General features: G+C 64.4%; 8 protein-coding genes. 7 read left to right on the top strand and 1 reads right to left on the bottom strand.

Going from position 1 to position 19,444, the window contains the following annotated elements:
• Positions 1–10: 10 nt before the first annotated feature.
• Positions 11–6,457: a type I polyketide synthase gene (locus tag P6U24_RS24910; RefSeq protein ID WP_407155121.1), complete on the bottom strand. Its 6,447-nt coding sequence runs from the start codon at positions 6,455–6,457 to the stop codon at positions 11–13.
• 441 nt (positions 6,458–6,898) lie between these two features.
• Between P6U24_RS24910 and P6U24_RS24905 the strand changes: the two genes are divergently transcribed.
• The 7 genes from P6U24_RS24905 (at position 6,899) to P6U24_RS24875 (ending at position 19,377) form a co-directional block, all read left to right on the top strand.
• Positions 6,899–12,460: a MupA/Atu3671 family FMN-dependent luciferase-like monooxygenase gene (locus tag P6U24_RS24905; protein ID WP_407155120.1), complete on the top strand. Its 5,562-nt coding sequence runs from the start codon at positions 6,899–6,901 to the stop codon at positions 12,458–12,460.
• A 253-nt stretch (positions 12,461–12,713) separates the two neighbouring features.
• The gene (locus P6U24_RS24900) at positions 12,714–13,496 is read left to right on the top strand and encodes a DeoR/GlpR family DNA-binding transcription regulator (protein WP_407155119.1); all 783 of its coding nucleotides are present in this window, start codon (positions 12,714–12,716) and stop codon (positions 13,494–13,496) included.
• The gene (locus P6U24_RS24895) at positions 13,493–14,872 is read left to right on the top strand and encodes an FGGY-family carbohydrate kinase (protein WP_407155118.1); all 1,380 of its coding nucleotides are present in this window, start codon (positions 13,493–13,495) and stop codon (positions 14,870–14,872) included. The genes P6U24_RS24900 and P6U24_RS24895 overlap by 4 nt, the downstream gene beginning before the upstream one ends.
• Positions 14,873–14,916: 44 nt before the next feature.
• A complete protein-coding gene (locus P6U24_RS24890) occupies positions 14,917–16,413 on the top strand; it encodes a sugar ABC transporter ATP-binding protein (protein ID WP_407160572.1) in 1,497 nt (498 codons plus the stop codon).
• Positions 16,410–17,411, top strand: coding sequence for an ABC transporter permease subunit (locus tag P6U24_RS24885; protein WP_407155117.1), 1,002 nt, complete (start codon positions 16,410–16,412; stop codon positions 17,409–17,411). Before P6U24_RS24890 ends, P6U24_RS24885 begins: the two co-directional genes overlap by 4 nt.
• Positions 17,412–17,490: 79 nt before the next feature.
• Entirely contained in the window at positions 17,491–18,429 is a 939-nt protein-coding gene (locus P6U24_RS24880) for an ABC transporter substrate-binding protein (protein WP_407155116.1), read from the top strand.
• A gap of 54 nt (positions 18,430–18,483) precedes the next feature.
• Positions 18,484–19,377, top strand: a complete 894-nt coding sequence (locus tag P6U24_RS24875) for a sugar phosphate isomerase/epimerase family protein (RefSeq protein WP_407155115.1) — start codon at positions 18,484–18,486, stop codon at positions 19,375–19,377.
• Positions 19,378–19,444: the final 67 nt, after the last annotated feature.

The raw sequence follows: 19,444 nt of genomic DNA, 5'->3' as shown, positions 1-19,444 counted from the left end.
CGCGACGATCTTAGACGCTCGCTTCCCTGACCGGCGCGGGCTTGGAGGGCTTGCGCAGACCAGCTTTGTCGAGCGCAGCATTCAATGGACCCATCAACACCTTGGCGTTCGGTCCGAGCAACAGCGTGTCATGATTGCCGGGAATGATGACCGTCTTCACTCCACCCATGATCACGCTGTCCCACCCGTAGTATGGTCCACCGCCGCCATAGATGTAGGGGACACTCTCGGCCCGAAAGAGAAGCGCTTTCCCCTGCCACGGCTGAGGTCGGTAGCGCGCGGCGGCCTGGCCGAAATTGTCGGTGAGCTGGCGATCACGCAGGGCGTGCGGCACGGGCTTGTTCTCGAGGACGCAGCGGCTGATTTGCCACCGCTCGCGCGCCAGACGAATGCGGTCGCGTCTGTTGCGTGCGATCTCCTTGATGTAACCGAGACCTTCGTTGCGCAAACGGAGCAGCATACGGTCTAATGACACGGTGCGGATCGGCATTTGCGGGTGGAACGTGTCGAAAAACACCAGGAGCGGGACCTCTTCACCCATGGCTGTCAGTTGTTGCGCCATTTCGAAAGCGACGACGCCGCCACCTGAGTAGCCGGCCAGCAAATAGGGACCGCGCGGCCGCAACGCGCGGATCTCCGCGATATAAGCCTCCGCCATCTCCTCGATCGAGCCGTGCGGCTTGCTCGTGCCGTCGATGCCACGGGCCTGCAGCGCGAAAAATGGCTGGTCGTGGTGGAGGCCCCAGGAGAGGTCGCGGAAGTTGAGGACGTTGCCCCCGGCGCCATGAACGCAGAACAATGGCGGCCGATCGCCGCCGCGTGCGATCTCGACCAATGATCGAGGTGCCAACCGACCGCTTGAGGATTTCACATCGCCTACGAAGGGAGTTTCGCTGGCGATATGATCGGTGGGCGCCGATGTACGCTCTGCCGATGGCAGGTCTTCGGCGCTCGCTTGCAGCGGCGCGTCCACGCCATCAGCCGACGGATCGATCGCGGCCAGTCCTTTGGCCTCGCGCAACAGCGCCGCGGTGGCGGCGATGGTCGGGGCCTGGAACAGCACGGAGAGCGGCAACTCGACCCCATGCTGCTTACGAATCCGGTTGAAGAGTCGCATCGCGATCAGCGACTGTCCGCCCAGTTCGAAGAAGTCATCATCGATCGAGATCTGTTGAACGCCCAGCATCTCCTTCCAGATTGCCGCCAGATCCCTCTCAATCGCATCGCGGGGCGCTCTGAGCTCGGCATCGCCACCGGGACGCACGAGGCCCGGCGTTCCGATGAACCAATTGACCTCCTCCGCTGGGGCTCCGCGACCGCCATGGTCTAGCCGATCCAGCCAGAGGTCGAGGTCAAGCGTGGAGGCTGCGACTTGCGGCGAGACGTTGCAGGCGAGGATGCGATCCAGCGCTTCGAGACCCTCCGCAGTGGTCATGCCTTCGCGCAGGAAACTCTCCTCGGCGGTCTCCGGACCATCTGGCCGCACTGGCCTGGACGAGGCAGATGCGGACGCGAACGCCTCGACCCGGCGCATGACGTACCGTTCGATAGAGACCAGCTCGTTTCCGTCTTCATCGAGCAACGTCACGTCAAAGATCGCGCTTCTGCCTTCCGCGGCCTGCAAGCGCACGTGGCTGGAGAAGGCGGCGGGCACCGATCGCCTCACCAGCACCCGGCCATAAGAGAATGGAACGTAGAAGTCGTCGTCGCCCGCAAATCCCGGGATCAGCTTCTGCGCGGCACCGGTTGCCATGTCGAGCAGCGCCGGGTGCAGCGCATAGGTTGCGAGGTCGGCGGCGAAGGCGGCGGGCAATGCGAGATCGATCAACGCTTCGCCCTGGCCGAGATGGATCGCCCGGATATTGGACCAGCGCGGACCGAAATCCATGAAGCTCTGGACCAGTCCGCTGTTCATCACCTCACCACGCTCGCGGCAGCGTCCGCGAATGGCCGAGACCGATCGCCTTGGAGCCGCCGGCGCATCGGCATACGCGACCCGCGCCGTGACATAGGGCTGCTCCTCGGAGTCGCCATAGACCACTAGGCTATGATCGCCTTCGCGATCCAGCTTGATATTGATCGCCCGCGCCTCGTCAGGCCCGACGGCGAAAGGCTGGAGGAATATGAGGTCGCGGATCTCGATCGGCCGGTCGTCGGCCCGATGGGCAAGCGCCGCTCGCGCAAGCTCCAGGAAACCCGTGCCTGGAATGACGGCCTGACCATCCCTGACGACGTGCTCGCCCAGCGGCCAATGTGTTCGAGGGTGCAGCACCGAATGAAAGAGTGTTTGCCCGGCATCGTCGCGCACGCAGTCGCCAAGAAGAGAGCCCGCGCCGGTCAGATCGCCCGTTGCCATCCCATGACGCTCGCGGACCAGCGTCGCGAGCATGCCCACTTCCTTCCAGGCATTCCAGTTGATGCTGACGGTGCGCGTCCGACAGCCGCGAGCGGCGCGCGCCTTCGCGAGCGCGTCCAGGACGGCATTGGCGGCGGTATAGTCGGCCTGTCCGGGCAGCCCAAGGATCGAGCTGACCGAAGAGAAATTGATCAGGATATCCAGGTCACCGTCCTTGAACAGCGACTGCAGAACCAGGGCACCCCTGGCCTTGACCGAGAGCACGGACGATTGAGCCTCGGGAGCACGAAGCGCGATCAGCTGATCCTTGAGCACGCCGGCGCAATGGAAGACACCGTTGATCGTGCCAAAGCGTCGCGCTGCCTCGGCCACGACACGGGCCATGGCCTTGCGATCCGTGACGTCGGCCGCAGCCAGCATCACGTCGGCACCAAGCGCCCGCAATGCCCGCACTCTCCGGATTCTCTGCGACGTGCTGTCCTGCTCGCCATGCTCCCGGAGCCAGTGATCCCAGGCCGATTCCTCCGGCATCGCAGACCTGCCGACGCACACCAGGCGGGCCTTCGCGTGCAGCGCCAGATGCTGCATCAGCTCCAGGCCGATGCCGCCCAGTCCGCCAGTGACCAGATAAACGCCGCCTTCGCGCAGCCAGTTACGAACGCCCGGTGCGGGATCCAACGCCAGCGGCTCGAAACGCTGCACCCATCGTCCGCCGTCGCGCAGCATGACGAATGGATCGCGCCTGCTCGCGTGCAACTCGCCGAGCAGGCGATCGGCCAGCAGCGCTTCTGCGCCAGATCTTGCCGGCGGCACGACCACATCAATGACCGAACATGATGCGCCAGGCATCTCGCGTGGCAACACGCGGCAGACGCCCATCAAGCTCGCCTTCTCAGGGTGCACCTCGCGTTCGCCGGGAAGCGCCTCGATCGCGCTGCCGATGGCGGTCAGCCGGACCTGCTCCACCTCGAATGCCAACGCCTGCGCCAGGAACAGCAGACTGTAGAAGTTGCGGACCGCGCCGGCGTCCCAGGCGGCGAGGTCGGCGTCGCCCAAGGAGCCGAACAACCGCCGGGGTCGGGGCGCCAGCGCCCAGAGGTGCACGATATGCGCCGGCAACGCATCTTCCGTTCGCAGCACCTCCATCAGCTTGGAATAATCGCCTGCACGGGCCGGATCGATCGTGAAGCTCTGTGGGCCGCGCTCTGCAAACTCGGCCGCAGCTGCCACCGTGGAAACGCGCGCGCCAGACGTCCGCAGGCGTTTGACGATCGCCGCGGCGAGCGGCGAATCGTCGGTGAACACCAGCCAGGGTTTACGAAGCTCCGCTTCAGGCAGCGGCTCGGAGGGCGCCGAACGCAGGAAGGAGGGGGCGGAGAACCACTGGCTCAGATCGGGCCGCCGTGTCAGCGAGTTCGAGGGCGCGGTCTGGACCCCCTTGTCGATCCAGTACCGCTGCCGCTCGAAGGGATAGGTGGGCAACGACACGCGGCGTTGTGAATCGCGCGTGAAGAAACTGGTGGGATCGATCTCGACGCCTGCCACCCAGAGCCGGCCCACCGCCTCCTTCAGGAAAGCGAGATCAGACGCCGCTTCGTTGGGGTGGCGGAGCGTGGTGGTCACGACAGCGGCTTTCCCAGGCTGCTGCCTGCAAAGGCCGGCGAGCGTGCGGCCGGGACCCACTTCCAGCAGCGCACGACGTCCGCTCTCGAGCAAGGTCCGCGCGCCCTGGTCGAACCGCACGGTGTTGCGGAGATGACGGACCCAGTAGGCGGGGTCCGTCGCTTCAGTGTCCGTGATCCAGGTGCCGGTGAGATTGGACACGAACGGAATCGTTGGCTTGCGGAAGGCGATAGGTCTGCAGAAGCGCTCGAACTCGGCCAGGATCGGCTCGAGCATCGACGAGTGGGCGGCGACGTCGATGTGAACGCGCGCGTGCTCGATCTGGTCCGCAGCAAGTTCGGCCTCGAGCCGCGCGATTGCGTCCACCGGTCCTGATGCGACGCACAGCGAGGGCCCGTTGACAGCCGCAAGCGAAAGCTCGCTTCCGAGCCGCGGTCGCACCTGCCGCTCGGGCAGCGCGATCGATAGCATGGCGCCGCGTGGCAGCTTCTCGAACAACATGCCGCGCAGCGCCACGAGCGAGATCGCATCCGGCATCGAAAGAACGCCCGACACACAGGCGGCCGCATACTCTCCGGCGCTATGCCCAATCAGCGCGGCGGGGACGATGCCCCACGATCGCAGCAGCGTCGCCAGCGCGTACTCGACCGCGAACAGGGCGGGAAGCGCCAGCGAGGGAGCCTGCAACTGCCTGTCCGCCTCCGGCGCCTGCTCGGGCGGCGGAAACATCAAGCTGCGAAGATCGACCTTGGTCCGGGGCTGAACGACGGAGAGGCACGCGTCCAATGCGTCGCGATAGACCGGCTCCCTTTCATAGAGCTCGGCACCCATGCCGGCATATTGCGCTCCACCACCGGGGAAGAGGAACACCGTCGAGGTAGGCTCGCGCACGGCCTTGCCCGTGACCATGCGCTGCGGATCTCCACCGTCCAGTTGAGCCGCCGCGGAGGCCGCATCGCGCGCCACCAGCGAACGACGGAACTCGAACGCTTCGCGTCCCGCCATCAGCGTGAATGCGACCTCATCCAGCGGCTGCTCGGAATTCGCGCGCAGATGGTTGGCCAGATTCCTGCTCGCCGCATCGAGCGCCGCGCTGGAGCGCGCAGAGAGCAAGAGCAATTGTGGTCCGGCATAACGCTGCGTCTGAAAGGGGCGAGACGAAGCTTCCTCCACGATGAGATGGGCGTTGGTGCCGCCGGCACCCAGGCTCGTGACCCCAGCTATCCGCGTCTTGCCAGGTGCGACCGACCAAGGCCGCAGGCTGGCATTGGCGAAGAAGGGCGAGCGCTCAAGGTCGACCTGCGGATTTGGCGTCTGATAGTGAAGCGTGGCGGGCAACTCGCGGTGCTGGAGTGCGCAGATGGTCTTGATCAGGCTGCACATGCCCGCGGCTTCGCCCGCGTGGCCGATGTTGGATTTGACCGAACCGATGGCGCATGATTGCCGTTGCACGTCGGGGCCGAACGCCTCGATCAAGGCCGTGATCTCGATCGGATCGCCGATCAGCGTGCCGGTACCGTGCGCTTCGATATAGGAGACGTCGTCAGGCGCGACACCCGCCAGGTCCAGAGCCTCGGAGATGACACGAGCCTGCCCGCCGACGCTTGGGGCGAGATAGCCCACTTTGTCGGAGCCATCATTGTTGATGGCCGAGCCGCGGATCACCGCGCGGATGTGGTCGCCGTCCCGCACGGCGTCCGAAAGCCGCTTGAGAATGACGCAACCGACGGCAGATGCCATCACCGTCCCGCCGGCCTGCGCATCGAACGGACGACAATGGCCGTCAGGAGACAGGATCTCTCCCGGCCTGTACAAATAGCCTCGCTGCTCCGGGTAGATAGTGGAGGCGCCGGCAAGTGCCACATCGCACTCGCCATTGAGGAGACTCTGGCAGGCGAGATGAACCGCAACGAGGGACGACGAGCAGGCCGTCTGCACATTCAGGCTCGGGCCGACGAGGTCAAGTTCGTAGGATACGCGCGTTGCGAGGAAGTTGGGATCATTGCCCGTGTGACGGAGCAGCCACGCGCCGATCGAGCGCAACACCTCCTCGTTGGTCACGAGGTTATAGGTGAAGTATTCGCTCGCGCCCGACGCGGCAAAGACGGCGACCGGGCCGCCGATCTTCCCGCCGACATAGCCAGCATCCTCGAATGCCTCCGACGAGCATTCGAGGAACAGGCGGTGCTGCGGGTCGAAGACGGCGGCGTCGCGAGGGGAGATGCCGAAAAATGCTGCATCGAACTTATCGATGTCGTCCAAATAACCGCATGCCCTGACATAAGCGGGGTCGCGCACAACCTCGAGGCGTTCGCCGGCGGCAAGCAACTCCTGCTCGGTAAAGACGCGAACGGATTCACGACCCTCGCGAATGTTCTTCCAGAACGTTGCCACGTTGGGCGCGCCTGGAAAACGCCCCGCCATACCGACAACTGCGATTGACGACGCTTCGTTGCCGGTCGTGCCTCCGTTTGACATCACTGGATCCTGCACTGCTCGTACCAAGAGACGTAAATTCAGTGGTAAAACACCGAATGTTTCAAGTTGAAAGGCGTGGGTTGGTCAATGGATCGGCCCTGCGCGCGAGGTTCGATCTCCCGCCCGCGGACCGACTGACGGTGATGGATTGCCAAGCAGGGCCTTCGTGCAATCGTTCTGTATTTGTCACCTTCCGTCCATCGGACGCGATCAGAAAATTAAATCGGTCGGAAAACATCTGCAGTAGGGTAAATTTGCAGACGATGCTTTCGAGCGCGAATTAAGCATCGCTATTTAAATTGCTTCCGATCATATCGGCTATACCAGTTATAATGCGCCTGATCTAAAGTCAGGTTTTTCGCAGTTACTATAACACCGACGGATCGGCATCAGCTGGATTTTGCAGTCCGAGCGATCGCTTCGCAGTGATTTGGGAGTACCATGGTCCAGGACGTTTATCCGCTCTCGCCGCTCCAGCAAGGAATGCTGTTTCATCATATCGAGGCTCGAACGCGGGGTGTGGATGTCGAGCAGCTCGAGGTGCGGCTCAACGAGCCGATCGACGAAAATCGCCTCGCCGATGCCTGGGCCAGGGTTGCGAGGCAACATCCGATCCTGCGCACCCGCTTTCGTTGGGAAGGACTGAAGGCGCCGCTGCAGGAGGTCCTGAGCGAAATCGCGGTTCCGTTCGAGACGCGCGACCTGTCGGAGATGACGGCCCAGCAGCAGGCCGAGGCACTGAAACTATTCTTGTCCGAAGATCGATCTCGAGCGTTCGCGCTGGACGTTGCGCCGCTCTGGCGCGTGACGCTGCTGCGTCTCGGCGCCGACCGCCACCAACTTGTCTTCACCTACTCGCATGCCATCCTGGACTCCTGTTATGCGTCCGTTGTGAAGGAGGTGTTCGACGTCTATGCAGCGATGGCGCGCGGCGAGCCGCCGTCCTTCCAGGCGCGCCCAGCATACCAGGAGCATATCGCCTGGCTGCAAAGGCATTTGGCGGCAAACGCAAGGGCCGCCGAGGCGTACTGGCGCAACGCTCTGGCGGGCTTCCGGACTCCGAGCAATCTCGAAGCGCTGCGAATGGCTGCCACGGATGCGCGAGCCGCGGCGGGTCATGCGACGGTGGAATTCGCGTTGTCGCCAGCCGATACCGGCAGGCTGCATGATCTCGCCGGCCGGGAGTCGCTGCGGACGTCCGTCTTTGTCGAGGTCGCCTGGGCGCTCGTCCTTGCGGCGTTTTCGGCGCAGGATGATGTCGTCTATGGGCTAACAAGGGCTTGCCGCCGATCGTCGATCGACGGCGCGGATCGTGTCATCGGGTTGTTCATCAATACGGTGCCGGTGCGGATCAAGCTGCCTTCCGATCTGTCGGCGCTCGACCTTTGCCGCGAGCAGCGCGAGCAGCGTGTCGAGCTGCGCCGGTTCGAACACACGCCGCTGGTCGATATCCTTCGGGTCAGTGAGGTGCCTCGCGGGCAATCACTCTTCGAGTCCATCATCGTCTTCAATTCCCAGACCGACGACGCGCGCCTGAAATCCTTCGGCGAGGAATGGCAGCGTCGCGACTTCAAGCTCCACGACCAGACCAACTTTCCCTTCAACGTGATGGCCTATGACGGCCCTCAACTGACGTTCAAACTCTCCTACGACACCGGCTGTTTTGCGCCGGCCGCGGTCGAGCGCGTTGCCGACTTGCTGCAAGCCATTCTTGTCGCGATCGCCGACAACCCGGAGAGCAGGCTCGGCGACTTGCCACGGCTGCCATCGCAGGACGCTCATTCGATATTGCGAATTTGGAACGATACCGCCGGACCGCTGCCGGGGCCGCACTGTGTGCACGAGGCCTTTGAGGCGCAGGTCGATCGCACGCCGGACAAGGTGGCGCTGGTCGATGGCGGGCGCTCGCTCACCTACCGCGAACTGGATCGGCGTGCCAACCACGTGGCGCGAGCGCTGATCGCTCACGGCGCGGGACCAGACCAGATGGTCGGCATTTATGTCGAGCGGTCGGCCGAGATGCTGGTCGGTCTGCTCGGCATCCTCAAGGCGGGTGCGGCCTATGTGCCGATGGATCCCTCGTACCCCAGTGAGCGAATTGCGCTCATGCTCGAGGACTCCCGCGCGCGCGTGGTGGTCACGACCACGAATCTGGCTGGCTCGCTGCCGCCTCACAGCCATGCTCTGTGTGTCGATACGGGCGGAGAGGTCCGGGAAGCGGATCGGCCGCGCGTCGCCGTGAGCGGCGAGCACCTTGCCTATGTCATCTTCACGTCCGGCTCCACCGGCCGCCCCAAAGGGGTGATGCTCGAACACCGCAACGTCACCAGCTTCTTCGAGGCCATGGACCAGGTCTTGGGGACGGAGGCCGGCGTGTGGCTCGCGACCACCAGCATCTCCTTCGACATTTCAGTGTTGGAGCTGTTCTGGACGTTGGCGCGCGGCTTCACCGTGGTCATCCAGCAGGAGGCGGAGCGGCTGGCGCGCGGGGCGGCTACGACAGTGGACGCGAGGCCGATCGATTTCAGCCTGTTCTACTTTGCCGCCGATGCGGTTGAGGGTGCCGGCGGCAAGTACCGCCTGCTGCTGGAAGGCGCGAAATATGCCGATGAGCACGGCTTCTCCGCAGTGTGGACGCCGGAGCGTCATTTCCATCCCTTCGGCGGCCTATACCCGAACGCCGCTCTGACCGGCGCCGCCGTCGCGGCGGTGACCCGGCGCATCGGCATCCGAGCCGGGAGCGTGGTGCTTCCGCTGCACAATCCGATCCGTGTCGCGGAGGAATGGTCGGTCGTGGACAATTTGTCCAACGGTCGCGTCGGATTGAGCTTCGCGTCCGGCTGGCACGCGCGCGATTTCGTGCTGCAGCCGGACAATTACAAGAACCGCCGTGAGCTGATGGCCAGCGGCATCGAAACCGTGAAGGCGCTCTGGCGCGGCGAGTCGGTCAAGGCCATCGGCGGCGACGGTCAGCCGGTCGAAGTGAAAACCTTTCCGCCTCCGGTGCAGCGCGAACCCAAGATGTGGGTGACTGCGAGCTCTCACCCGGACACTTTCGCGCTTGCCGGACGGCTCGGCGCCAACGTGCTGACCAACCTGCTGGTGATGAAGTCCGAGCAGCTCGTCGAGAACATCGCCATCTACCGCAAGGCCTGGACCGACGCCGGTCACGACGGGGCAGGCGTGGTCACCCTCATGCTGCACACCTTCGTGGGCCCCGACGTGGAGGAGGTACGGCGCAAGGTGCGAGCTCCGTTCCTGGAGTACCTCAAGACCTCGACCGACCTGATTTTCAAGATGCGATGGGAGCTGACCGCATTCGCCAAGGGCAGTGATCGCGATGCCTCGGTCGCACCGCACATGAGCCTCGCGGATCTGGACGCCGAAGAGCTCGACGTCATCATGGAGCATGCGTTCGAGCGATACTTCAAGACCGCAGGCTTGTTCGGCTCTCCTACCTCGTGCCTGGCGACAATCAACAAGCTGAAGCAAATCGGCGTCGATGAGATCGCCTGCTTGATCGATTTCGGCGTCGCGGCCGACGAGGTGCTGGCCAGCCTTCCTTATCTGGACGAATTGCGCCGCATGGCCAATCCGGCCCAAGCGGCGATCTCGACCGAGCCGGTTCAGGACATTCCTTCGCAGATTCGTCGCCATAGCGTGTCTCACCTTCAGGCCACGCCGTCCCTGGCAAGCATTCTGGTTTCGGACGAGGCCTCGCTCGATGCGTTAAACTCGCTGCGCATGCTGCTCCTTGGCGGCGAGCCGCTGCCGCGGACCTTGCTCGAGCGATTGCGAAAAAGCTATCAGGGCGACATCCGCAACATGTACGGGCCCACCGAGACCTGCATATGGTCAACCACCAGCCGGGTGGGTGGCGCTGACGACCCGATCACGATCGGAAAGCCGATTGCGAATACCAGGGTCTATGTCGTCGATCGATTGCTGCGGCCGCTGCCGGTCGGCGTCCCCGGCGAAATCCTGATTGGTGGCGCCGGCGTGGCGAGAGGCTATCTGGAACGACCCGAGCTCACCGAAGAGCGCTTTGTCCCAGACCCCTTTGGCGATTCTGGCGCTCGCCTTTACCGCACTGGCGATCTCGCGCAATGGCTGCCCGATGGCACGCTCGCCTACCTCGGACGTCTCGACCATCAAGTGAAGATCCGCGGTTACCGGATCGAGCCGGGCGAGATCGAGGCCGCACTGAACCGGCATCCCTCGGTTCGACAGAGCGCAGTCGTGGCGAGACCGGACGCGACCGGCACGCAGCAACTCGTTGCTTACGTCGTCGCTCCGACAAAGGGCAGTGCCCCGACAACCGCGCAGTGGGGCATGATCTGGGACGAGACTTATCAGCATGGCGGCGGCTCCGAGACCGCTGGCTGGCGGAGCAGCTACACGGGCGATCTCATTCCCGAAGCGCAGATGCGCGAATGGATCGCGTGTACGATCGAGCGGATTCAGCGGCTGCGGCCCCGCCGGGTGCTCGAGCTCGGCTGCGGGACCGGCATGATTCTCTTCCGCATCGCGCCTGCTTGCGAGCTGTATCATGGCGTCGATCTGTCGGCATCTGTTCTGGCGCAGGTGAAGGCTGAAGCCGATCGGCGAGGCCTGGGCGGCGTGGTTCTCGAGCAGAGGGCCGCCGACACGCTTGCCACTCTTGAGGGAGGGCCCTTCGACACGATCGTCATCAATTCGGTCGCCCAATACTTTCCGAGCGTGGCGTATCTCATGGACGTGCTGACGGCAGCCATCGATAGGCTGGCTCCGGGTGGTGCGATTTTTGTCGGTGACGTACGCCACCGGGCGCTGCTGGAGGTGATGCTCTCTGAGATCGAATTGCAGAATGCCACGTCCGATACGCCGGCGGGCGAACTCCAGGCCCGGCTGAGAAAGCGGCTCGACGAGGAGCCGGAATTGGTGCTGGACCCCGACCTGTTCCTATCGCTCCGGCAGCGGCTTCCCGAGGTCGAGGACGTGCAGGTCGAACTCAAGCTGGGTCGCGAGCCCAGCGAGATGACTCGCTTCCGCTACGACGTGGTGATCCGCAAACGTGGCGGGATGCCGCGATTGCCAGATGTCGCCGAGACCAGCAAAGCCCCCGAGCCCTGCACGCTCGACGCCCTGAAGACGATGGTGCGGTCCGGACCAGGCTCGCTCCGTATCACCGCAATCCCTAATTTGAGGGTCTCAGCGCCGCTGGCTGCACTACGCGTACTGAAGGCACGCTCTCCCGCCGACCGGCTGGGTGAGGTGGCTGTGGGCCCCTCGGGGATTGATCCCGAAGACGTGCGGGCGCTGGATGCGAATTACGAGGTGGCCATCGAATGGTCTGCCGCAGGGCCGGGATATTTCGATGCCGTCTTCAGGCTTCGAAACGCGGCAGAGCCTGCGAACGCTCCGACAGAAATTGCAGTGATGGACAGTGATCTCGCCGTTGCTGATATATCCACCTACGCCAATCGGCCGGCATCCCGAGCTGCCGCGGGAAGCAATCTTGTGCCTGCCCTGCGACAACATTTGCGCAGCACTCTGCCGGAGCACATGGTGCCCTCGGCATTCGTGACGCTGGAGGCGCTGCCGCTGACGCCCAACGGCAAGCTCGACCGTCAGGCCTTGCCTGCGCCGGACGGTGCGCGCCACGAGACCGCCACGCCGTTTGTTCCGCCTGCCACTGATGTGGAGCGCAAGCTTGCGGCGATCTTCCAGGAACTGCTGGGATTGAGCGAGATCGGGATCGACGACAACTTCTTCGATCTGGGTGCGAATTCGCTGATGATGGTCCGGGTCGTCGAGAGAATCCGCACCGAGTTCGGCATCAAGATGTCCGTCGTCCGGGTCTTCCAGTTTCCAACGCTGGGCGGCCTCGCCGCCGCGATCGCAGGTTCCGAAACCAATCCCGTGGCAGCGCAGCCGGAGCAAAACCGCGGCCAGCTGCGCAGGGAGATGATGCAGCGAAGACGCGAGATACGCGGTACCTCCAAAACCACTCACAGTTCCTGATATCATTGCCCTGTCAGCTCGCGAGCGCGGTCGCAAGGCCGGGCTGGCGTCTTGCCGCGTAACTGCGCGCGGGCGACGTTACGGCGCAGCCCGGCTGTTTGACCGCCGCCGCCTGCAATTGAGGGTGTCGCTCGCGGGTGCGATCAACTTCCGTCAGCGATGATCCAGTTCAGTCAAGTTGTCCTTGCAATCGCGGGCCGGTTGAGTAGGTTGCATCAACGTCATCACAGAATGACATTCGGGAGGGACACGCTTGAGCGACTCCGGTCGTCAGCGACAGATCGTCGAGCTATTGCGGGATCGCTCGTTCGCCTCGGTGCGCGAGCTGCAGGAGCGGCTCGGGGTCTCTGCTGCGACGGTCAGGCGCGATATTGACAAGATCGACGAGGCCGGTGCGGCCCGGAAGGTCTATGGCGGGATCTCGGCGCTCGATGGCGCCTCGCAGGCCCGCATCGCCTATGCCAGGACGTATGACGAGAACCGCGACCTTGCGGTGGAGGCCAAGCGGCAGATCGCCGCTGTCGCCGCGACGATGGTGCGCGACGGCGATGCGGTCATCGTGCATGGCGGCTCGACCTGCTTCCATCTCGGCGTCAAGCTCGCCGACCGCAACATCCGCCTGTTCACCAACTCGATGCCGCTCGCAGCCTATCTCAGCGACCATGGCCATTGCAGCCTGACCATCGCCGGAGGTGACCTGCACCGCGAACCCGGCATCATCTATTCGCCCATGCAGGCACCGCTGTTCTACGCCGCCAAATTCTTTCTTGGCGCCCAGGGCCTCAGCCGCGACGGCGTGCTGGAATCGCACCCGCTGCTGGTTCGCTCCATCGGTGATCTCAGCCTCTGCGCCGACCAGATCGTTGTGCTGGCGGACAGCCGCAAACTGTCGATCCATGCCCGCAACATTGCCTTGCCGTTGTCGCGGATCGGCACGTTGGTGACCGACGACGGCCTTTCCGACGCTGACGCGCGCATGCTGGAGGATGCGGGTGTGATGGTGCGGGTCGCCACGGGCGCGAGGGCAGTCCAATGAAGCTCGCGGTGCTCGATTTCGGCAAGACCAATTCGAAGCTGTTCGTCTTCGCTCAGGACGGGCGTATCATCGACGAACACCGCAGCAAGCCCAACTGGAAACGCAAGGGCGACTTTAGCATTCTCGACGAAGCCTCGCTCTACGCGTGGGCGGTCAGCGTCGCCACCGATGCTGTCCAGCGTCATGGCGTGGAAGGGTTGATGGTCTCAGGCCATGGCTGCACCTTCGCTTTGGTTGGTGACAACGGCCTGACGCATCCCATCCTCGACTACGAACAGGAACCTCCGGCCGACATTGCCGCGCAAATCGATCGTCGCCTTCCGGATTTCACCGAGACGTTCTCGCCGCGCCTGCCGCTCGGCTTCAATGTTGGTCGCCACATGCTGTGGCTGAAGGCGGTGGATCCGAACGCCTTTGCTGCCGCGACATTCATCCTTGGCTATCCGCAATATTGGAGCTGGCGGTTCGGTGGCCGCCCGGTTTCGGAGATGTCGTATCTTGGCTGCCACTCGCATCTGTGGGCGCCCCGCAACCGGGACTTTTCCTCCCTGGTGGACACGGAAGGCTGGCGCCGGCAGATGCCTCCCTTCGCCCGGGCGGGAGCAGTCATCGGCGAGCAACGCTTCGGCAGGGCGTCGCAGCCGATCGCGATCCACAACGGCGTTCATGACAGCAATGCGGCGCTCTATGCCTATCGCCGGCAGCAGCTTGGATCGCTGACCGTTGTGTCGACCGGCACCTGGGTCGTCGTGCTCAATCCGGATTGCCCGCTGGATGCACTCGACAGCAATCGCGACATGCTGGTCAATGTCGATGTCGACGGCGGCCCGGTGCCGACCATCCGTTTCATGGGTGGGCGCGAATTTGCAGCCATCAGCGGCGACTGGCAGGGCGTGATCTCACCCGATGCAATTCAGCGGGTGATCGACGCCGGCATGATGGCGCTGCCGAGCTTTGCGCCGGGCGGCCCGATGCCTCATCGCCGCGGCGAACTCATCGGGCGCTCGCCCGCCGCCGAGGAGCGGGCGGCCGTGGCGCTCCTCTACGTCGCGCTGATGATCGATCTTTCGCTCGATCTCATTCGCTCCAGCAACACCGTGATCATTGACGGCGGGCTGAACACTGGCGGCTTGCTCGCCAGCCTCGTTGCGGCCCTGCGTCCCGGCCAGGCCTTCATGCAAGGCGCGACGCTGGAAGGCAGTGCCACGGGCGCGGCCGCTCTCGCCTTTGAGAGTGTCGGACGCGCTTTTGCCGCCGAGGCGCCGGAGCCAGTGCGTGCCGCGCGCTTTACGGGGCTAGACGGCTATCGAGACGACTGGCGAGGGACGACCTCTGAACGGGGCGCTCCTGGCAAGGCAGTGGGAGGCGCTCGGTGAGCGCCGCTGTTCAAATCGAGGCCGGGCCTCGCCCATTGCTGGAGATGCGCCACATCTCCAAGACCTTCGGTGCGACCCGCGCATTGCACGACGTGTCGCTCACCGTGCATGCCGGCGAATTGCATGCGCTGATGGGCGAGAACGGCGCCGGCAAGTCGACATTGATGAAGGTGTTGTCCGGCGCCTATTGGCCGGACCCCGGCGGCGAGATCCTGATCGACGGCACGCCCGTCGCGACAGGCGATCCGATCAAGGCCCGCGCACACGGCATCGCGGTCATCTACCAGGAGCTGTCGCTGGCGCCCAACCTGACGGCCGCGCAGAACATCTTCCTGGGCAACGAACCCAGGCGCTTCGGTATGGTCGATCTCGATCAGTGCAACCGGCGGGCCGGGGAGATCCTCGCACGGCTCGGCGTCTCGTTTTCGGCGCGCGCTCAGGTCGCCAGCCTCTCGCTCGGCGAACGTCAGCTCGTTGAGATCGCCCGGGCGTTGTCGGCCAGCGCGCGGATCATCGTCATGGACGAGCCGACGACGTCGCTGACCTCGCGAGAGACGGACCGGTTGTTCGAGGTCATTGCGACGCTGAAGTCGCACGGGATCGCCATCATCTACATCAGCCATCGCATGGAGGAGGTCTACCAGATTGCCGACCGCGTCAGCGTGCTGCGCGACAGCGGCTATGTCGGGACGCTCGAACGCTCCGAGCTCAGCGCTTCGCGCCTCGTCTCGATGATGGTCGGCCGCGACCTCTCTTCGTTCTACAAGAAGGAACATCGCCCGCCGGACAGCAAGCGCGCCATCGCGCTCTCGGTGCGCGGCATGTCCGACGGCCACCTCGTGAAGAACTGCTCGTTCGACCTCCATGAGGGCGAGGTGCTGGCGCTTGCGGGCCTGGTCGGCTCCGGGCGAACCGAGCTGGCACGGCTGATCTTCGGCGCCGATCGGCATGTGGCCGGCACGCTGGAGCTGGACGGCAAGCCGGTCTCGATCGGCTCGCCGCGCGAGGCGCTCGATGCCGGCATCGCCTATCTCACGGAGGACCGCAAGGAGCTCGGTCTGTTCCTCGACATGTTGATCTCCGACAATATCAACATGGGGGTGCTGGCAAGGGACGCGCGAGCCGGAGGCTTGCGCGATTTCGCCGCCGCCAACCGGCGTGCGGCAAAGGCGATGGCCGACCTCTCCATCCGGGCCCGCTCGGCGCAGATCAACGCCGGCTCGCTCTCCGGGGGCAATCAGCAGAAGGTGCTGCTCGCCCGTCTGCTGGAGACCGAGCCAAGGGTCGTCATTCTCGACGAGCCGACCCGCGGCGTCGATGTCGGGGCGAAGTCGGAAATCTACCGGCTGATCGACGGCCTGGCGAAAAAGGGCATCGCCATCCTGATGATCTCCAGTGAGTTGCCGGAAGTGGTCGGCATTGCCGATCGCGTGCTGGTGATGCGCGGGGGCACCATTGCCGGCGAGGTCGTGGCAAGTGCGGGCAAGCCGCTCAGCCAGGAGGCGATCATGGAGCTTGCAACGGGAGCGGATCAGCGATGACCGATAGGGCAATCGGGATGGCGGGCACGACAGATCAGGCGGCCGTGAGCAGCCGGCGCTGGCGCACGGCTGTCGCTGCGCTCGGGATGCTGCCGGTGCTGGTGCTCTTGGCTGCAGTGTTCCAGTTCATCAACCCGCGCTTCCTGACCGGAACCAACCTGCTCATCGTCACGCAGCAATCGTCGATCAACATCGTGCTGGCGGCGGGTATGACCTTCGTCATTCTGACCGGCGGCATCGATCTGTCGGTCGGCTCCATCCTGGCAGCCTCTGCCATGATGGCGGTGTTGGTGTCGCAGATACCGGATTGGGGCATGCTCGGCGTGCCCGTGGCCATTCTGGTCGGGCTCGGCTTCGGCCTGATCAACGGGCTGCTCGTCGCCTACATCCGCCTTCCGCCTTTCATCGTCACGCTGGGGTCGCTGACCGCGGTGCGCGGCATCGCCCGTCTGCTCGGCAAGGACACGACGGTGTTCAACTCCGACCTGCCGTTCGCCTTCATCGGCAACGGGTCGCTGTTCGGCATCCCCTGGCTCGTCATCATCGCGCTGACGGTCGTGGTCCTGTCCTGGGTGGTGCTCAAGCGCACCGTGCTGGGCACCTGGATCTATGCCGTCGGCGGCAATGCCGAGGCCGCGCGTCTCACCGGGATCAAGGTGCCCCTGGTGCTGATCTTCGTCTACGGCGTGTCCGGCCTGCTGGCCGGCCTCGGCGGGGCCATGTCGGCGGCCAGACTCTACGCCGCCAACGGCTTGCAGCTCGGACAGTCCTACGAGCTCGACGCGATCGCTGCCGTCATTCTCGGCGGCACCAGCTTCGTCGGCGGCATCGGCTCGATCTGGGGCACGCTGATCGGCGGCCTGATCATCGCGGTGCTCTCCAACGGCCTCATCCTGGCCGGCGTCTCCGACATCTGGCAGTACATCATCAAGGGACTGGTCATCATCATCGCGGTCGCCCTCGACCGCTACAGGCTCCAGGCAGGAGCAAGGACGTGAGTGGCCTTAATCGCCGGCAATAGACCGGCTCACAAGACGCGCCGTGAGAGGCACGGGGCAAAACGGAGGAAGCAACGCAATGAAGACTATCGCCAAACTGCTCTGCGGCGCCGCTCTCGCGGCCCTCGCCATCGCGCCGGCGTCGGCCAAGGAGCTGAACAAGGTTGGCATCTCGGTCGGCCTGCTCGGCAATCCCTTCTTCGTCGCCACCATCAAGGGCATCGAGGACGCGGCCAAGAAGATCAATCCGAAGGTCCAGGTCACCTCGGTGTCGGCGGACTACGACCTCAACAAGCAGGTGTCGCAGGTCGATTCCTTCATTGCCGCAGGCGTCGACGTGATCATGCTCAACGCCGTGGACGCCAAGGCGATTGCGCCGGCGGTGAAGAAGGCGCAGGCGGCCGGAATCGTGGTCGCGGCCTTCGACGTGTCCGCGCCGGGTGCCGACGTCACCGTGATGACGAACAACGTCAAGGCCGGCGAGGAGGCCTGCCAATACCTGGTCGATCACACTGGCGGAAAGGGCAACTACGTCATCCTCAACGGTCCGGCGTCGTCGTCGATCCTGGAGCGCGTCAAGGGCTGCAAGGACGTGCTTGCCAAGCATCCGGAGATCAAGCTCCTCTCCGACGATCAGAATGCCGAAGGCTCGCGCGATGGCGGCCTGAAAGTGTTCCAATCGCTGCTGACTCGGTTCGACAAGATCGACGCCGTGTTCGCGATCAACGACCCGACGGCGATCGGCGCCCAGCTCGCGGCCAGGCAGCTCAATCGTTCGGAGTTCATCATCACCGCGGTCGATGGCGCGCCCGACATCGAGAAGGAATTCGCCTCCGGCAATTCGCTGATCAAGGCGTCCGCCTCGCAGGATCCTTACGTCATGGCGGGCCAGTCGCTGCAGATGGCCGCAGAGGTGCTCGCCGGCAAGAAGCCGGCCGAGCCGACCGTGCTGCTCGACCCCAAGCTGATCACGGCTGAGAACCTGAAGGACTACAAGGGCTGGACGGCGGTCCGCTGACAGCTGATGCGGCCGGGCTCGCCCGGCCGCATCGACCGGCAGAAGGAGATGATCATGGCGCGCACTGGAATCCACTCGTTCGTATGGTCGGCGAGCTCGGCGCAAGCCGATCTGGAACGCACGCTGGCGAACACCAAGGAGGCCGGCTTCGATCTGATCGAGTTCTCCTATCTCGATCCGGCCAATGTCGACATCGACCGGTTGGCAAAGCGCATTGCCGATATGGAGCTTGGGGTCGCGATCAGCATCGGTCTGCCCGCCGAGGGCGACATCTCCAGCTCCGATAAAGCCATCGCCAATCGCGGCATCGACATCCTGAATAGAACAATCGCGCTCACGCGCGATCTGGGCGGCCGGAAGATCGGCGGCATCCTGTCGGCAGGCCATGGACTGCAGACCGAGGCTCCCAGCCGCGATCAATGGAATCGCAGTGCCGCAACGCTCGCTGAGGTCGCGGAAACCGCCAAGGCCGCCGGCGTCACGCTCAATCTGGAGATCGTCAACCGCTTCGAGAGCAATTTGCTCAACACCGCCGCGCAAGGACTGGCCTTCATCGCGGACACCGGCTCCGACAACATCTTCCTGCATCTCGACACGTTCCACATGAACATCGAGGAGGCCGATGTCGGTTTGGCCATCCGCCACGCCGCGAACAAGATCGGCTATGTGCATATCGGCGAGAGCCATCGCGGCTATCTTGGCACCGGCAGCATCGATTTTGCGGCGGTGTTCGACGCGCTCACGGCGATCGGCTACGCCGACGACCTCACCTTCGAATCCTTTTCCTCCGAGATCGTCGACGAGAACCTGTCGAGAAAGACCGCCATCTGGCGCAATCTGTGGACCGACAACATGGACCTGGCCCGCCATGCCCGCCGCTTCATCGCGCTCGGGTTGGAGACGGCGCGGCGCAAGGCCGAGCTCGTTGCGGCCGTCCAGAAGCCTTGAGGCAGTCGCGGCCGCTTCGTTGCGCGCCAGCAGGCGTGGAGCTGATAGCGCGCGGCCAACCGCCGCC

Source organism: Bradyrhizobium sp. STM 3557, from assembly GCF_045571465.1.
GTDB lineage: Bacteria > Pseudomonadota > Alphaproteobacteria > Rhizobiales > Xanthobacteraceae > Bradyrhizobium.
Note: the sequence above shows the minus strand (reverse complement) of the source record. Positions and strands in the feature narration are given on the sequence as shown.

Bases quoted from the DNA above. Each gene is read 5' to 3' on its own strand.
- P6U24_RS24910 (WP_407155121.1), bottom strand. From the start codon at position 6,457: ATGTCAAACGGAGGCACGACCGGCAACGAAGCGTCGTCAATCGCAGTT.
- P6U24_RS24905 (WP_407155120.1), top strand. From the start codon at position 6,899: ATGGTCCAGGACGTTTATCCGCTCTCGCCGCTCCAGCAAGGAATGCTG.
- P6U24_RS24895 (WP_407155118.1), top strand. From the start codon at position 13,493: ATGAAGCTCGCGGTGCTCGATTTCGGCAAGACCAATTCGAAGCTGTTC.
- P6U24_RS24890 (WP_407160572.1), top strand. From the start codon at position 14,917: ATGCGCCACATCTCCAAGACCTTCGGTGCGACCCGCGCATTGCACGAC.
- P6U24_RS24885 (WP_407155117.1), top strand. From the start codon at position 16,410: ATGACCGATAGGGCAATCGGGATGGCGGGCACGACAGATCAGGCGGCC.
- P6U24_RS24880 (WP_407155116.1), top strand. From the start codon at position 17,491: ATGAAGACTATCGCCAAACTGCTCTGCGGCGCCGCTCTCGCGGCCCTC.
- P6U24_RS24875 (WP_407155115.1), top strand. From the start codon at position 18,484: ATGGCGCGCACTGGAATCCACTCGTTCGTATGGTCGGCGAGCTCGGCG.